This is a genomic window from Oscillatoria sp. FACHB-1406, from assembly GCF_014698145.1.
Lineage (GTDB): Bacteria > Cyanobacteriota > Cyanobacteriia > Cyanobacteriales > Spirulinaceae > FACHB-1406.
Map to the genome: position 1 here is coordinate 71,788 of NZ_JACJSM010000007.1, position 15,949 is coordinate 87,736.

The 15,949-nt window shown below is 46.4% G+C and carries 14 protein-coding genes; 13 read left to right on the plus strand and 1 reads right to left on the minus strand.

Features of this window, described 5'->3' with window-relative positions; all coding sequences use genetic code 11:
* Window positions 1–36 precede the first annotated feature (36 nt).
* A complete protein-coding gene (locus H6G50_RS09730) occupies window positions 37–915 on the plus strand; it encodes a zinc metalloprotease HtpX (RefSeq protein ID WP_190715641.1) in 879 nt (292 codons plus the stop codon).
* A 586-nt stretch (window positions 916–1,501) separates the two neighbouring features.
* Here H6G50_RS09730 and H6G50_RS09735 read toward each other — a convergent pair.
* The gene (locus H6G50_RS09735) at window positions 1,502–3,109 is read right to left on the minus strand and encodes a cyclic peptide export ABC transporter (RefSeq protein WP_190715643.1); all 1,608 of its coding nucleotides are present in this window, start codon (window positions 3,107–3,109) and stop codon (window positions 1,502–1,504) included.
* A gap of 309 nt (window positions 3,110–3,418) precedes the next feature.
* Between H6G50_RS09735 and H6G50_RS09740 the strand changes: the two genes are divergently transcribed.
* The 12 genes from H6G50_RS09740 (at window position 3,419) to H6G50_RS09790 (ending at window position 15,495) form a co-directional block, all read left to right on the plus strand.
* Complete coding sequence (locus H6G50_RS09740; RefSeq protein WP_190715645.1) at window positions 3,419–4,153, plus strand: glutathione peroxidase; 735 nt, start codon at window positions 3,419–3,421, stop codon at window positions 4,151–4,153.
* A 179-nt stretch (window positions 4,154–4,332) separates the two neighbouring features.
* A complete protein-coding gene (dps, locus tag H6G50_RS09745) occupies window positions 4,333–4,872 on the plus strand; it encodes a DNA starvation/stationary phase protection protein Dps (RefSeq protein ID WP_190715648.1) in 540 nt (179 codons plus the stop codon).
* A gap of 97 nt (window positions 4,873–4,969) precedes the next feature.
* Window positions 4,970–6,367 (plus strand): class II fumarate hydratase, encoded by a 1,398-nt coding sequence (gene fumC / locus H6G50_RS09750; RefSeq protein WP_190715650.1) that lies wholly within the window; start codon window positions 4,970–4,972, stop codon window positions 6,365–6,367.
* A gap of 41 nt (window positions 6,368–6,408) precedes the next feature.
* Window positions 6,409–7,722, plus strand: coding sequence for a DNA methyltransferase (locus H6G50_RS09755; protein WP_190715651.1), 1,314 nt, complete (start codon window positions 6,409–6,411; stop codon window positions 7,720–7,722).
* Window positions 7,723–7,730: 8 nt separating this feature from the next.
* Window positions 7,731–8,603: a hypothetical protein gene (locus tag H6G50_RS09760; RefSeq protein ID WP_190715653.1), complete on the plus strand. Its 873-nt coding sequence runs from the start codon at window positions 7,731–7,733 to the stop codon at window positions 8,601–8,603.
* A 190-nt stretch (window positions 8,604–8,793) separates the two neighbouring features.
* Complete coding sequence (locus H6G50_RS23845; protein WP_199302786.1) at window positions 8,794–9,231, plus strand: hypothetical protein; 438 nt, start codon at window positions 8,794–8,796, stop codon at window positions 9,229–9,231.
* 60 nt (window positions 9,232–9,291) lie between these two features.
* Complete coding sequence (locus tag H6G50_RS23850) at window positions 9,292–9,597, plus strand: hypothetical protein (RefSeq protein WP_199302787.1); 306 nt, start codon at window positions 9,292–9,294, stop codon at window positions 9,595–9,597.
* A gap of 125 nt (window positions 9,598–9,722) precedes the next feature.
* Window positions 9,723–10,385: a hypothetical protein gene (locus H6G50_RS09770; RefSeq protein WP_190715654.1), complete on the plus strand. Its 663-nt coding sequence runs from the start codon at window positions 9,723–9,725 to the stop codon at window positions 10,383–10,385.
* Between the two features lie 541 nt (window positions 10,386–10,926).
* The gene (locus H6G50_RS09775; RefSeq protein ID WP_190715655.1) at window positions 10,927–11,868 is read left to right on the plus strand and encodes a heme A synthase; all 942 of its coding nucleotides are present in this window, start codon (window positions 10,927–10,929) and stop codon (window positions 11,866–11,868) included.
* A gap of 27 nt (window positions 11,869–11,895) precedes the next feature.
* Entirely contained in the window at window positions 11,896–12,876 is a 981-nt protein-coding gene (locus tag H6G50_RS09780) for a heme o synthase (RefSeq protein ID WP_190715656.1), read from the plus strand.
* 477 nt (window positions 12,877–13,353) lie between these two features.
* Window positions 13,354–14,550 (plus strand): serpin family protein, encoded by a 1,197-nt coding sequence (locus tag H6G50_RS09785; protein WP_190715657.1) that lies wholly within the window; start codon window positions 13,354–13,356, stop codon window positions 14,548–14,550.
* A 3-nt stretch (window positions 14,551–14,553) separates the two neighbouring features.
* Window positions 14,554–15,495, plus strand: coding sequence for a GNAT family N-acetyltransferase (locus H6G50_RS09790; RefSeq protein ID WP_190715659.1), 942 nt, complete (start codon window positions 14,554–14,556; stop codon window positions 15,493–15,495).
* Window positions 15,496–15,949 lie beyond the last annotated feature (454 nt).

Below are 15,949 nucleotides of genomic sequence, written 5' to 3' on the forward strand. Positions count from 1 at the left end.
CTAGCCCCGATAACTTGAGGAGGGCGAACGATAAATATGAACCAAACAAAAACTGTTGCTTTACTTGCCCTACTGAGCGGTTTGCTAATCTCCGTCAGTTACTTTCTCATTGGCGGTTGGACGGGGGCAATCACTGGGGTTGTCCTCGCAGCCGTGACTAACCTCGGTTCTTGGTACTATTCCGATCGCATCGCCTTAGCCGCTTACGGCGCGCAAGCCGTCAGTTACAACCAAGCCCCCGAATTGTACCAAATGGTGCAGAAATTGAGCGATCGCGCTGGACTGCCCATGCCCGCCGTTTATATCGTTCCCACCCAGTCTGCTAACGCCTTCGCCACCGGACGCGATCCCGAACACGCTGCCGTCGCCGTTACCGAAGGACTCTTAAACATCCTTCCCCCCGACGAAGTTGAAGGCGTTCTCGCCCACGAACTCAGCCACGTCGCCAACCGCGACACCTTAACCCAAGCCGTCACCGCCACCATCGCCGGAGCGATTTCTTTCCTCGCGCAAATGGTAAGCTACGGGATGTGGTTTTCTGGCGGTTCGCGCGACAATGACAATGGCCCAAACCCCTTGGGAATGCTGCTGACGGTCATGTTTGCACCCTTAGCCGCTACGATTATTCAGATGGGAATCTCCCGCACCCGCGAATTTTCTGCCGATGCCGGTGCTGCCCAATTAACGGGCAACCCTCGCGCCCTTGCCAATGCGCTACAACGCCTCTCTAACAGCGCTAAACGGCTGCCGATTGATGGCAACCCTGCGTTTGAACCTTTATTGATTATGAACGGCTTCTCCGGTCAATTTTTAGGTAACTTATTCTCGACGCACCCATCCACCGAAGCCCGAATTGAAAACTTGATGCGTTTGGAACAAGAATTAGGTTCTCAATCTCGTCCTTTTGTTTCGTAAAGTTCGGGTTTAAATCAATGCGCTCCTACTCATTGGGGTGGGGGCGTTTTTATTGGAATTGAGAGGCGATATTGACTTGAATTCAGCGAAAGCTGTCTTAAAAATAACCAACTTTATAGCGCCACTTGCTTGTGAATATACGTTTCTTAACGTACAAAAGTCTTAGCTGGTGGGCGCTGCCCACCCTACTAGACCTTTTATAGCGCCACTTGCTTGTGAATATACGTTTCTTAACGCATAAAAGTCTTAGCTGGTGGGCGCTGCCCACCCTACTAGACCTCTCTATAATATAAAGTAGGGTGCGTTAGCGAAGCGTAACGCACCATTATCTTGAAAAAGGAATTGATAAAAATACAATCTATACAACGTTACACTAAACTGGTATTAACAGAATCATGAAATTCTCTTGATTCATGAGACTCATACCAATTTAAGATTGCGTTGCCTAGAATCAACTCTCCTAAATTCTCAGTATAACGGTGCGTTACGCTTCGCTAACACACCCTACTTTTCATTCTATGCAGCGACCCATCAATCTGGTATTAATCAGAATTATAGCCGAATTTTCTCGATTATTGTTCTTGAACTATTGCTGGACAACGCGCCCGTAATCGAGTTGAATAATCCGATCGCCGCAGTGAAAATAGCGGTCGTCGTGACCGATCGCGAGAACAATTTTACCGCGATCGCGCAGTTGCGGTAACAGTTGCAAATAGAAAATTTCCTTAAACGCCGGATCCTGATCCGCCGCCCATTCATCAAATAGATAAATCGGGCGATCTTCGAGGTACGCCGTCAACAGGGCTAAGCGTTTGCGCTGTCCGAGGGATAGCGCCGTCGTCGAAAACTTCCCGCCTTCAATTTTCACTTTCCCTTCAAGGTGAAGTTGTTTGAGATAATGGCGAGCAATTTCATCCAGATGTTCGACCTCAAATCCTAACAAGCGATCGAATAAGTAAAAATCAGAGAAAATTGCCGATATATGCTGGCGATACCATTCTCGATTCTCTGCGGTAATCAACTCTCCGTTCAAACGAATTTCGCCGCGATCGGGAATATAAAGCCCCGTAATTAATTTAGCGAGGGTCGATTTTCCGCTTCCATTCCCCCCAACAATCGTAACTAATTCCCCCGGTTTAAAAGTGAGGTCTATCGGCCCCAAGCTGAATTGCGTATCGTCATCGCTGGGATAAGTGAGGGTAACATCTTTGAGTTCGAGAACTGGAGTTTTGAGAATCGGAAATAGAGGCTTGCGATTGCTCGATTCTGCCCGTTCTTGGAGCGATAAACCGAGCGCTTGTATTTTTTCTAAGGCAATATTGGCTTTACTAATTTGGGGTAGCTTATTGACGATATTTTCCATCGGCCCCATTAAATAAGTAAAGGTGAGAACGTACCCCGCTAGGGTTTGCGGTGCGATATTCAACCAATGGGGCAGGATGAATAACACCAAACCGATCGCAAAGAAAAAGATCAGTTTTCCCCAACTATCCGTCGTTGCAAAGATACTCAAGCCGCGCACGTTATGGCGGCGAAAGCGTTCGGCGGTGGGTTGCAAGTCTTCTTTAAGAAAGTCTTGACGGCGGAAGGCGTGCAGTTTGAGTTCTTTAATGCCTTCGGTGAGGGTGCGAAAGTTTTGGTAGAGTGAATCTTGGTCGTTGCGAGCGTGGCGGAGATAGCGACGACCGGAACGCAGCAGGACGCGAGAACTCAGCAGCGCTACGGCGGTAATGCTCATAACAATGATAAAAACTTGTCCGGACAGCCAGGTAATGTAGAGTAGGCCGCCCGCGACGATCGCGAGATTAATACAAAGAAAGGGCAAAATGTAGACTGCATTAGAGATGGTTTGCACGTCTTCGGTGAGGGTGGCAAGCAAGCGCGGCGAACCCAAGCGTTCTAAGGTGGTAAACTCTGAGGCGAGAATTTGTTGGCAGAGGCGAATTTGCAGTTGAAAGACTGCATCTTGGGAGAGGCGAATTAGAACGATGCGGGTGAGAATGCTGGAGGTGAGGGCGATGAGGGCGAGGGCGAGGAATCCCCAAGCGAGGGATGCGGGGGGGGAGGAGTTGCCGATCGCGCGACTAACTAAGGCGATTAAACCAGCGCTACTGCCTCCACTGAGAATGCCTAACGCGATCGCGATCGCTAACATTTTCCCCGAAGAACCCATTAAAAATGAAAAGAGATTCATTCACATTCAGTAGTCGTTGTTTTAGCGTTGAGACTCTAATCACTCGACGGCGCAAGCTTTGCGCTTAGTTCGTCGAGCGCGCCTTCAGTTTAACGTTAAAGCGCCTCTCCCGAAGGACGCAAGGCTTACACTCCTTAATCAATACCATTCAAGCGCGCCTAATTCAGGCAATCCCTAAGCGCTAAAACTGAAGTTTAGCGCTTGGGGAGAAGTTTTAGGACGATCGCTCTTGCCAACTCGTACTCATTACGAGTATGATTAAGAAAATAAAACCATAACGAGTTTGATTTAAACAAGGAGCAAAATTCGATGTTATCTAACCGCGAAGGCCAAAAAGTCCCCAACGTCACTTTCCACACGCGAGTCAACGATGAATGGGTTGATAAGACCACCGACGAACTATTCGGCGGCAAAACCGTCGTTGTCTTCTCGCTTCCCGGTGCTTTCACGCCTACCTGTTCTTCGACGCACCTTCCCGGCTACAATGACCTCGCTCCGGTTTTCAAAGCCAACGGCGTAGACGAAATTGTCTGCATTTCGGTCAACGATACCTTCGTGATGAACGAGTGGGCAAAAAGCCAGCACTCTGACAACGTGACGCTGATCCCTGACGGTAACGGCGAATTCACCGAAGGAATGGGAATGTTAGTCGATAAAAAAGACCTCGGTTTCGGCCCGCGTTCTTGGCGCTACTCGATGTTGGTGAAAGATGGCACTATCGACAAAATGTTCATCGAACCGGAAGTTCCCGGCGATCCGTTTGAGGTGTCGGATGCGGAAACGATGTTGAAATACATCAATCCCGATGCGAAGAAAGCGTCCTTTGTTTCCTTATTTACCAAACCCGGTTGCCCTTACTGCGCCAAAGCTAAGAAAATGTTAAGCGATCGCGGCATGGGTTACGAAGAAATCGTGCTGGGCGATGGTATCACCACCAAAACCTTACGAGCGGTTTCCGGCGAAGCGACGACTCCGCAAGTCTTCATCGATGGCAAACTGATTGGCGGTTCTGACGACCTCGAAGCTTACCTTGCTACGCTTTAAGGGGGTCGAACTCGCAAGCTATCCTCGCTTGGGATAAAGTTCGCAGCAAAAGGGCGCAAGTCAAGAATTTTGCGCCCCAACCCACTCGCTCTAAACTCAATTTCAGCCTTCCGACTGTCCCCCTCAGTTGGGAAGCACTATAAACTGAAATTAAATCTTGTAACTGGAGTTCTCTAAAGATGTCTGCTGAAGCACTGACTCATGAAAAAGTCAAAACGAAGCGAAATTTCTTTCCGACGCGCCACGACCTCCCGGCAGACGTTCGTCAGCAAGTAGTAGAGCTTTTGAGCAAAACCCTCGCCGCCAGCAGCGATTTGAAATCGCAAATCAAACAAGCGCACTGGAACGTTAAGGGATCTGATTTTTTCCAACTCCATGAATTGTTTGACACCCTCGCGGGTGAAGTGGAAGGCTACGTTGATATGGTGGCAGAACGCATTACAACCCTAGGCGGTGTTGCTTTAGGGACTGTGCGCGTTGCAGCCAGCGAGTCGATTTTGTCGGAATATCCTGCCGATGCGGTGGACGGAATCGAACATATTACGGCGCTTGCGGATCGCTATGCAGCTTTTGCAAAACATTTACGCGATGCGATCGATGAAACGGCAGATTTAGGCGATCTCGATACTTCGGATTTGTACACCGAAGTTTCTCGCACGATTGATATGCGTTTGTGGTTCCTAGAAGCCCACTTGCATAAGAAAGAAGATTTGGGTTAATTGATAATTGACAATTGATAATGGATAATGGAGCGTTGATAGTTGCTAACGATTGAAAATTAGCACTGCATTCTTCTCCATTCACTCTTCATTATTAATGTTAGAAGCCGATCTGTCGAAAACTCGTCAAGAAACCGATAGTATGGGCGCGATCGCGGTTCCGTGCGATCGCTATTGGGGAGCGCAAACTCAGCGCTCCCTTGCTTATTTTTCCATTGGCGACGATATAATGCCGACGGAAGTGGTGCATAGTTTTGGGATTCTTAAAAAAGCTGCCGCGATCGCGAACCAGGAACTCGGCAAACTCTCTCCAGAAACGGCGGAACTCATCGTTAAAGCTGCCGAAGAGGTTATCGAGGGCAAATTAGCTGCTCATTTCCCCCTGCGCGTTTGGATGACGGGAAGCGGCACGCAGATGAATATGAACGCGAACGAGGTTATCGCCAACCGCGCGATCGAGCTTGCGGGTGGAGTGATGGGCAGCAAAACGCCCATTCATCCCAACGACCATGTAAATATGTCTCAGTCGTCCAACGATACTTTTCCCACGGCGATGCACATTGCAGGAGTTTTGTCAATCCAAGAACGACTGCTGCCCTCCGTCCGAAAAATGCGCGATCGCTTGCAGCAAAAAGCTGAAGATTTCGCCGATATTATCAAAATCGGTCGCACTCACCTGCAAGATGCCGTCCCTCTCACCCTCGGACAAGAATTTTCCGGTTATGCTGCGCAGTTGGATGCAGATATCCGGCGTATTGAAGCAACATTACCCGATTTGTACGAACTCGCGATCGGTGGAACGGCAGTCGGAACCGGGCTGAACGCACCGCCGGGATTTGCCGAAAAAACCGCGCATCTAATTGCCGAACTGACGGGCTATCCCTTCGTTTCCGCCCCCAACAAATTCGCCGCCCTCGCCGCCCACGATGCAATGGTAATGGCAAGCGGCGCGCTTAAAACGCTGGCTTGTTCCCTGATGAAGATTGCCAACGATATTCGCTGGCTGGGAAGCGGCCCCCGCTGCGGTTTCGGGGAATTATTGCTACCGGAAAACGAACCCGGTTCTTCGATTATGCCGGGGAAGGTGAACCCGACGCAATGCGAAGCAATGACGATGGTGGCGGCGCAGGTTATCGGTTATGATACCGCGATCGCGGTTGCCGGTTCTCAGGGACATTTTGAGTTGAATACCTTCAAACCGATGATGATTTTCAACCTGCTGCAATCGGCGAAAATTTTGGGGGATAGTTGCAATAACTTTACCGACTTCCTGCTGGATGGCTTGCAGCCTAATCGCAAAAAAATCGAGTATTACCTCGAACAATCCCTGATGTTAGTCACGGCATTGAGTCCCGCGATCGGCTACGATAAAGCCGCAAAAGTCGCTCATTTTGCTTCAGAAAAAGATTTAACTTTGAAAGAAGCTTGTTTGGAATTAGGGTATATTTCCGCCGAAGAATTCGATCGCATTGTCGATCCCGCAAAGATGATTTAATGACTCGTTACTAATAAAAGATTACGATCCGAGCGGGTTTTATGACTCAGTTTTCGCAGCTTTCACTCTTTAGTACAAACTCCGACTTGTACGAGACTTCTCACTCGCAAATCGTTTCGGAGAGGGCGGGAACTTTCACAGATAACATGAAATTGCCCGTTCATCGATGGTTTCGTTACTCAGCCGGATTCTCTGCCATTTGGGTCGAAAACGCGATCGCAGAGTTGAAACCTGAAACAATTCTCGATCCGTTTGCAGGATCCGGGACGGTTTGTATAGCTGCGGATCGCCTAGGGATAAATTCTTTCGGGATTGAAGCTCATCCTTTTGTTTACAAACTAGCTCAAGGGAAACTGGCGTGGGAAACAGACATTCAGGAATTTTTAGATGCTGTTGCAGAACTTAAAAGCATGGCACTCAAACTAAAGCTTGATTTACCACCCAATACATCAACTTTACTCCGAAAATGCTATCTAGATAAAATATTAATCGATCTTTTTAAAATCAAACAATCTTATTTTGAACTTGCTCCATTATTATCTGATCCGCTTCAGAGTCTTGTCTTTCTAACAATATCTGCTATCTTAAGATCGTCCAGTCATGTTGGGACTGCCCAATGGCAATATATTCTTCCCAATAAGCAGAAGACGAGATTTCTCGAGCCATTTGAAGCACTTGAAAAGCAAGCTCAGATAATGGGACAAGACTTGAAATTCTTTCAATCGATTGCCCCGTCGAGTCGAGCGATTTTGATTCGAGAAGATGCGCGAAGTTTAAAAAGTATTCCCGATCGCGCTGTGGATTTAGTCATCTCTTCTCCCCCTTATGCTAATAATTATGATTATGCTGACGCTACGCGCCTTGAAATGACGTTTTGGGGCGAAGTTAATACTTGGGGAGATTTACACGAAGCAGCCCGTAAATTCCTCATTCGCTCGAGTTCGCAACACGCTTCTAAAGAGAGACTGAAGTTAGATGACTTAATCAACTCATCGATTGTTGAGCCAATTCGAGATGAAATGATTCCTGTCTGTCAAGCGCTAGAGCAAGTTCGAGGAACAAAAGGTGGTAATAAAGCATACCATACCATGATTGCTGCCTATTTTAACGATTTAGGATTAGTTTTTCAGTCATTGCGGCGCGTTACCGTTCCGAAGGGAAAAATTTGCTTTGTGATTGGAGATTCTGCCCCTTATGGAATATACGTTCCTGTCGAGCAATGGATCGGGAAACTCGCGATCGCATCAGGATTTAAATCTTGGGAATTTGAGCAGATTCGACAGCGTAATATTAAGTGGAAAAATCGAAAACATAACGTTCCACTTCAGGAAGGACGACTTTGGATAGAAGGCTAAGGTAAGGTATGGCACAATCTCCCTCTCATAAGTTTGGTCAGAATCTTGGTAAGCTCCTTGAAGACATTGTACTTTACGATTTATTAAAGCCTCGATTGCAAGAGTTTACAGATAGCAAAGAATACTATCTTGACTGGCAAAGAACTCGGCTAGCTCGAACCGGCAAAAAAGTTACTTGGGAGGACAAGTATGGAAACAAGCACGACTTAGACTTTGTAATTGAGATAGGCGGCACAGAGACTCAAAGAGGTAAACCAGTAGCATTTATTGAGTCTGCATGGCGTAGATATACTAAACACTCAAAAAATAAAGCACAAGAAATTCAAGGTGCTATTTTACCGATTATCGAACTTCATCATTTATCAGCCCCATTTTATGGAGCAGTATTAGCTGGAGATTTTACAAATTCGGCATTAGCTCAACTTGAAAATAACGGGTTTTCACTGATCTATATTCCTTATCAAGATGTGGTTAGAGCTTTTGCACAGATTGATTTTGATATTGCTTTTGATGAAGAAACTCTAGACGAGATTTATTCGAGCGCTTCAAAAAGATTAGCAACGATAAAGAAATCTGATAAAGATAAATTGAGGCAGGCATTACTGGAAGCTGCTAGTTCCGAAATCGAGCGCTTTATGAGCGTTCTGAAAAACTGTTTAGAGCGTTATATTACGCAAATTATTATTATTCCTATATTTGGAATCAAATATAAATTTGATGATTTAGATGATGCTCTAAACCAGATCGATACACTTGACCTCGATACTCCTCGAGGAGAATTTAAAGGGATTGAGGTTATTGTTGATTACAGTAATAATGATACAATCCGTGCAATTTTTAACGAGCGAGTTGTACTTATAGATTTTTTAAAAAAGTTATAAAACATTAAGACTTTAAGCGATTGCTGTAATATTAATTGAATATAACGTTGCACAGAATCGAATCTGCTCTGCTCAATCTTGGGTTAATATAATGGTGCTAATTGCGTATAAATATCGTAGTCAAACTCGATCCAGTAGATAATAATTGGATTGACTTGCGTCTATTGTATTTTTAATTGAGGGGAGTAATATGGAAATTTGTAGTTTTCCGGGTTGTAATAAGTTGGTTTCCAAAGCCGGTCACAAGCTATGTTACGGACATTGGAAAGCAACTCAACAGCAACAAACATCGGTTGCACCTATTAACCCTCCTCCTAAACCGATTATTCGCCCTCCAGTTTCTTCCTCACTCCTCTCAGCTACTAAAATTAGCGAACACTTAGGATTGCCAATTAATAAAGTAAATCCTCTCCTAGCCGAACTCGGCTTAATCAATAAAGTTTTTAATGGCTGGGAGGCGACGCGCTTGGGCTTGAATTTCGGTGCAGTGCAAAAACACGACGAGCAGAATGGCAATAAATATGTTGTTTGGGATCGAGAAATTCTCGACAATAAAATCTTTATTGAGGAAATTGTTAAAGGAAATAAAACTGAAAGCGAACCGTCAATAATCTCAGAAAATTTGTAAGAAGCGGGATTTCGTCAAAAATTTAAAGCTGGAGAATATCGAACGACCGATGGGCATTGGGTGCGTTCTAGAGCAGAAGTAATCGTTGATAATTACCTCTATATAGCCGGTATTGCTCATGCTTACGAGCGAAAACTTCCGATTGATGAAGAAGTTTACTGCGATTTTTATATTCCCAAGGAAAAAGTTTATATTGAGTATTGGGGCTACGACCAAAATCCGGATTACTTAGCGCGCAAGCAAGAAAAATTGCGCATTTATAATCAAAACAATTTTAATTTAATCGAACTGTCGGATGAGGATATTAAGAACTTGGACGACTGCTTACCGCAAAAGTTACGGACTTTTGGGATTATTGTTGACTAGCTCGCTCTCGCATCTGAATTGGAAGATTGGAGATTTGAGCCGATTCGACAGCGTAATATTAAGGGTAAAAATCGAAAATATAATTTTCCATTTCAGAAAGGATAACTTTTGGATAGAAGGGACTAATGTTTAACGCTAAAGATTTAGAGAAAAGCACAATCGCGATAGCGAGTGGTGCGGCAATTGGGGCTAACCTTTCGACTACAGTGGGCGGAATGGGACTCATTGGCAGCTTCGGCGGTATGAGTCTGGGAATGGGGATTATGACGGGGGCAGGCGCAATGGTTGGCGCGGCTACGTTCGGAGGATTGGAAGCGTTAAAAACGGGAGATGCAACGGCATTAGGCGCGATCGGAATTGGAGCGTTAGGCGGTGTGAGTGTTTCAGCGACGATAGGCGGGATGGGGCTTAGCGTCGGCGGTGCGGCAATGGGAATCGGGATGGGAACAATGGCGGTAGTGGGTGGGGTTTTTGGGTTGGGAATTTACGGGCTGCATAAAGCTATTGTCGGGAGCGATCGCTCATACAATTTTTATGAAAATTGGTTGGCTCTTGAAGTAATATGCAGGGAGCATGAAGACGAGCAACGTTGGCGCTCTCTAGAAGTGGAAAGAGAGCTAGAAATTCTCAAACAAACAATCAATACTCGCGATACCTATTTGAAAATACTATACCAAGTTGAGCCGGTATTATCTGAAAGGCGATGGGAGCAAAGAATGGTGGATTTAGAGGAGCAAGAAGAATTAGAAGCCCTCAAGCAACAGATCGAAGATTTAGGTGATTCTTAAAGCACGATTTAACCAAAGATGAATGGCACTGACTTAAGGCGGGTGGGCGCTGCCCACCCTACGAAATATCAATAACGACGTTGTATACAACGTCTCTACGGCGATTTTTCAATTCTTATTTCAGTGCCATTCAACCCAAGATTATCGATCGATTCTCAATCGCCTCTGGAAGTTTGCACGCGCTGCGAAGCGTCTCCTACAAAAGGGTAGCAAAAAAGTAGGGGCGCAAGCTTTGCACCCGTTGGGTGTATCTCATCCAATCGAAAACCGCTGTACACCCCTAACGATCGCTGCAACTATGGGACAACCATTTGCTGTCGCGATCGCAACTTTCTTAATGAAGAAAATCTAAAGTTTTGTCATAAAAATTAATATCAGATTGCACCTCAATCTGAAGATTACCTAAAGGACTGGCAAAATCGCGGAAAAAAAGCCCATATTGTAAGGAAGTTAAAACGGCTGCGATGCAACCCCCGCGAGTAAATTCCCAAAAGCGCGTACTCGCATTTCGATAAACTTCAGCAAAGTTAACAAACGATTTATGACCGAATCCATCCTTCAAAAAAATCTAGCGCCTCAGCGGGCAGATTCCCGCCCCGCCGATTGGATTCGCCGCTTCGTCTGGAAAATCGCCGTAGCAACTTGGCTGTTAATGGCGGTGGGCAGCGCCACGCGGGTGATGAATGCAGGACTCGCTTGCCCCGATTGGCCGTTATGTTACGGGCAGTTAATCCCCAGCGCGCAGATGAATCTACAGGTATTCCTAGAATGGTTTCACCGCTTGGATGCCGCTCTCATTGGCTTAAGCGCGATCGCGTTGGTGGGACTCTCATTCTGGTTTCGTCGCGAACTCCCCGCTTGGCTGCCTTGGGCTTCCTTATTTGCCCTCGGCACTGTCCTGTTTCAAGGGGTTCTCGGCGGTTTAACCGTCACGCAACTGCTGCGCTTCGATATCGTTACCGCCCACCTCGGCACTGCCCTCCTTTTCTTCTGTACCTTGCTGGTTATCGGCACAATGCTGCTGCCCTATCGCGGTACTGGCGTTTCCGGGCGACTTCCCTGGATGGGGATCGTTGCTGCAACTTTAATCTATTTACAAAGTTTGCTCGGAGCCTTAGTCGGTTCTCGTTGGGCGCTACACCAATGCCTGAGCGGTTCGCAACTCTGTGCGGTGATGAATAGTCATTTGTGGGGTGTTGTTCCCGCGACGCTAGCAACGCTCCTCGTCACCCTTGTCGCTTGGCGAAGACCTGCTTTACACCCGATGCTGCGATCGCTCGCTAAAATCGCAGGCGGCTTAGTCTTAGTGCAAATCCTCCTCGGCGTTGCCACCTTTTACCTACACTTGCAAGTCGAACCTCTCACCGTCAGCCATCAAGCTGTCGGTGCGGCTCTCCTGGGCGTTTTAGTCACCTTCTCCGTCCTCGCCCTTCGGGATGTCGTGCCTCGAGCCCTTCGGGATCGCCAACAGCTTACTGCTTAAACCCTTTCAAAAAACTAAATCGGAATAATGACTGGGACAACAACACTCTCTCCCCTCAACGAGAACTTCCGCGAAGTTCTCAAAAGTTACTACCAACTCACCAAACCTCGGATTATTCCGCTGCTGCTGATTACCACCGCAGCCGCCATGTCGATCGCATCGCAGGGACAAGTCGATCCCGTCCTCGCCCTCATCACCCTCGCAGGCGGAACCCTCGCCGCTGCTTCCGCTCAAACTTTTAACTGCATTTACGATCGCGACATCGACTACGAAATGCTACGCACGCGATCGCGTCCCATCCCTTCCGGGCGAGTGCAACCGCGCCACGCCCTGCTGTTTGGGATTGCGCTCGGCGTACTCTCCTTCTCACTCCTCGCGCTGTTCGTCAACCTACTGGCGGCCTTCCTCGCCATGTCCGGTATTGTCTTTTATATGCTCATCTACACCCACGCCCTCAAACGCCACACGACGCAAAATATCGTCATTGGCGGCGCGGCGGGCGCGATTCCGCCCCTCGTCGGCTGGGCAGCGGTAACGGGTGACGTTAGCTGGGCGGCGTGGTTGCTGTTCCTGATTATCTTTTTGTGGACACCGCCGCATTTTTGGTCGCTAGCCTTGATGATTAAAGATGACTACGCCCAAGTCAACGTACCGATGTTACCCGTAGTCGAAGGGGAAACCGAAACGGCGCGACAAATTTGGCCTTATACCTTAGTAACGATCGCGGCGACCTTTTTGTTAATTTATCCCTTGGGCGTTTGTGGTGCGGTTTACGGGGTATTTGCTGCCCTACTCGGGGCTATGTTCCTGAAAAAAGCTTGGCAGTTAAAGCAAGCGCCCGAGGATAAAGATATCGCCAAATCTGCGTTCAAGTATTCGATTTTGTATATGATGCTGCTGTGCGCGGGAATGGTGGTGGATAGTTGGCCTGTGACGCATCAGTTAACCGACGCGATCGCAACCAATATGCAAGCGATCGCTAGTGCCATTGTTGCGATTGCCCATTAAAAAAAGGCATTGCAGGGGTTTTCTTATAATTCACAGTGCAATCGCTGCATTTCCCAGAAATACGAATCGGGAGTCATGATGACTCCCTTTTTCAATGCGCGATCGCGCCCTTAAAATTTCCCCACCCAAAAGTATAGCCATCGCCAAGGTAGTGATACCAGTTTTGGGTAGGAGCGAATAGCATTCGCCCGTTTTTCGACTGATTGGATTGTCCTCACCGATGTGTCTGTTGCTATAAACTCGAAAAGACTTAACGGGACTTTGACAAAAATCTAAGTCAAAAAGGGCTGAAAGCCTTATATATCAATAAAATTAGGTCGAAAACACCTGAACCCTGACTACAACTACGTTTGAGCCGATTTTACGCCTTCGACGTAAAATCGGCGTGGAACAAGGCTTTCAGCCCTTTTTGTGCCGCAAAGTTGTCAAAGTCCCGTTAAAATGAAGAGGAATTGGCAGAGAAGGTAGGGAGAGACGATGAGTCAAGCACCAATCGATGCTCGAAAACTATATCAATTCGCTAGCGCCTATAACAGCTTTGGCTTTCAATTACTCTCGCAACTGACCGAAAATAATCCCAATACCAACATCTCGCTCTCTCCATTTAGTATCACGATCGCGTTGGTCATGCTTTATAACGGCGCGCGAGGAGACACCAAACAGAAAATCGAGCAAGTTTTAGGGCTAGAAGGACTCAGTTTAGAAGATATTAATACAGCCAATCAATCGCTCCTCTCAAAACTTAAAGAGATTGTTCGAGAAGTGGACTGGGAGTATTGGGTCGATTCGACACAGATTGAGGCAGAACCCGATAAATTAACCTCTGCTAATTCAGTGTGGGTAAAACCCGGAATTTCCCTAGATAAGGAATTTGTCCGAGGCTTAAAAACGTTCTATGAAAGCGAGGTTGCTCATCTGGATTTTGATTCTCCCGAAGCCGCAACAATCATTAATCGTTGGGTTGCAGAGAAGACCAAAAATAAAATTACTAAATTGGTTTCCGAAGAAACGCTTAGGGATTCTGTTCTCATTCTCCTCAATGCCCTTTATTTTATGGGGATTTGGAGCTATCCCTTTGATGAAAGCAAAACGGAAAATAGAACCTTTACTTTGTCAGATGAAAGTGCAATTTTGCACCCCACAATGGCTAAATACATGGTAGACTTGGATTACCTTAAAACTGAGAATTTTCAAGCAGTTCAGCTACCTTACGAAGATGAATCGAGTGGGTTGTATATCTTTCTTCCCAATGCCTCCTCATCTTTTGAAGAATTTCAAACGCTCCTGACTTTTAATAATTGGCAAAACTGGATGTCCCAGTTTTGCAGATGTAGTGTCAATATTTTTCTGCCCAAATTAAAACTCGAGTGCCGACAACTATTAAACGATTCTTTCAGCAATCTCGGACTAGAAGACCTTTTTACGAACAATGCTAACTTGAGTGGAATCGGTGCGGGAAGCTTGAAGGTGAGTCAGTTAGTTCATAAAGTCGCAATTGAGGTGAATGAAAAAGGAACGGAAGCTGCCGCAGTCACAGAGTTTGAGATGATAGCATTTGGAGTCGTTGAGTCAATCGATCTAATTATCGATCGCCCGTTTTTCTACGCTATTTACGATCGTCGAGCGCAGACGATATTATTTATGGGATACGTCCTCAATCCTGCATCTCACTAAATCATGAATCTCTCAATTCGCCCTCTCCAAGCCAACGAACTAGAAACAGCAGACAAAATCTTTAGAATCGCCTTCGGGACTTTCATGGGGCTGCCAAATCCTGCCGATTTTTTAGGCGATGTTGACTACTTAAAAACTCGCTTCAGTGCAAATCCCACCGCAGCATTGGCTGCTGAAATGGATGGGGAAGTTGTTGGCTCTAATATTGCTTATTCTTGGGGAAGTGTCGGTATATTCGGCCCCCTCAGCGTTCGCCCTGACTTGTGGAATCGGGGGATCGGTCAACATTTGGTTGAGGCAGCGATCGCGCGATTAGCAGAAGCAGGAACGCAACAGGTGGGATTATTTACCTTCGCCAACAGTCCAAAGCATCTCGCGCTCTATCAAAAGTTTGGGCTTTACCCGCGCTTTTTAACTTTTCTTTTAACAAAACCGATCCAGTCTATTGCAAAATTTCTACCGGGCTATAAATACTCAGAACTGACTCAAAAGCGCCAAGAAGTATGCCTTAAAGACTGCTTTGAACTGACCGATTCGCTTTATCCTGGATTGGATTTATCGCGAGAGATTGTCGCTGTGAGCGAGCAAAATTTAGGCGATACGGTTCTGCTGGAAGATGAAACAAGCTTAGCTGGATTTGCTGTCTGTCATTGCGGGGCGGGAAGCGAAGCGGGGAGCGAGGTTTGTTACATTAAGTTTGGAGCGGTGCGATCGGGACAAGGGGCGGGAGAACGGTTTGAACGGTTGCTCAAACTGTGCGAAGTTTATGGGGAAACTCAAAAAATGTCACGGTTGAGCGCGGGTGTTAATAGCAGTCACAATGAAGCGTACACTCGACTGCTCGATCGCGGTTTTCGAGCGGAAGTTATCGGAGTCGCCATGCACAAAAATAACGAGCCACTTTATCATCGACCGGATGTTTTTGTGTTAGATGATTGGCGCTAATTTAGCAGTTCTCCATTAGATGAAGTACAAAAAAAATTTCCTAAACTTCCGTTTAACAAACAGCAAATTATTCTCTATCTTCTCCCTTAATAAGACAGATTGATGTGAAGCTGTATAGAATCAAAAGTAGGTGCGTTAGCGCAGTGTAACGCACCATTATCTTAACCTAAAATTGAGTGGAGTCGATTCTATGTAACGTCATATTCAATTGGAATATAGCACGAATTGAAACGTGAAAGCACGTTTCTAAACGCACCAAAGTCCTGGCTGGTGGGCGCTGCCCACCCTACTACATTGACAAGCTTGATTTTACGGAGAAAGAGATCGCTGAAATAAAGGAGTGGCAAAGGTTTTAGGAATTGCGTTACCCACGATTGTAAGCTTGTCGATATACTAGGACAATTCCAGTAACTGTAACGAGTAATGATGTCATGAATCTCAATAATATTCCTTA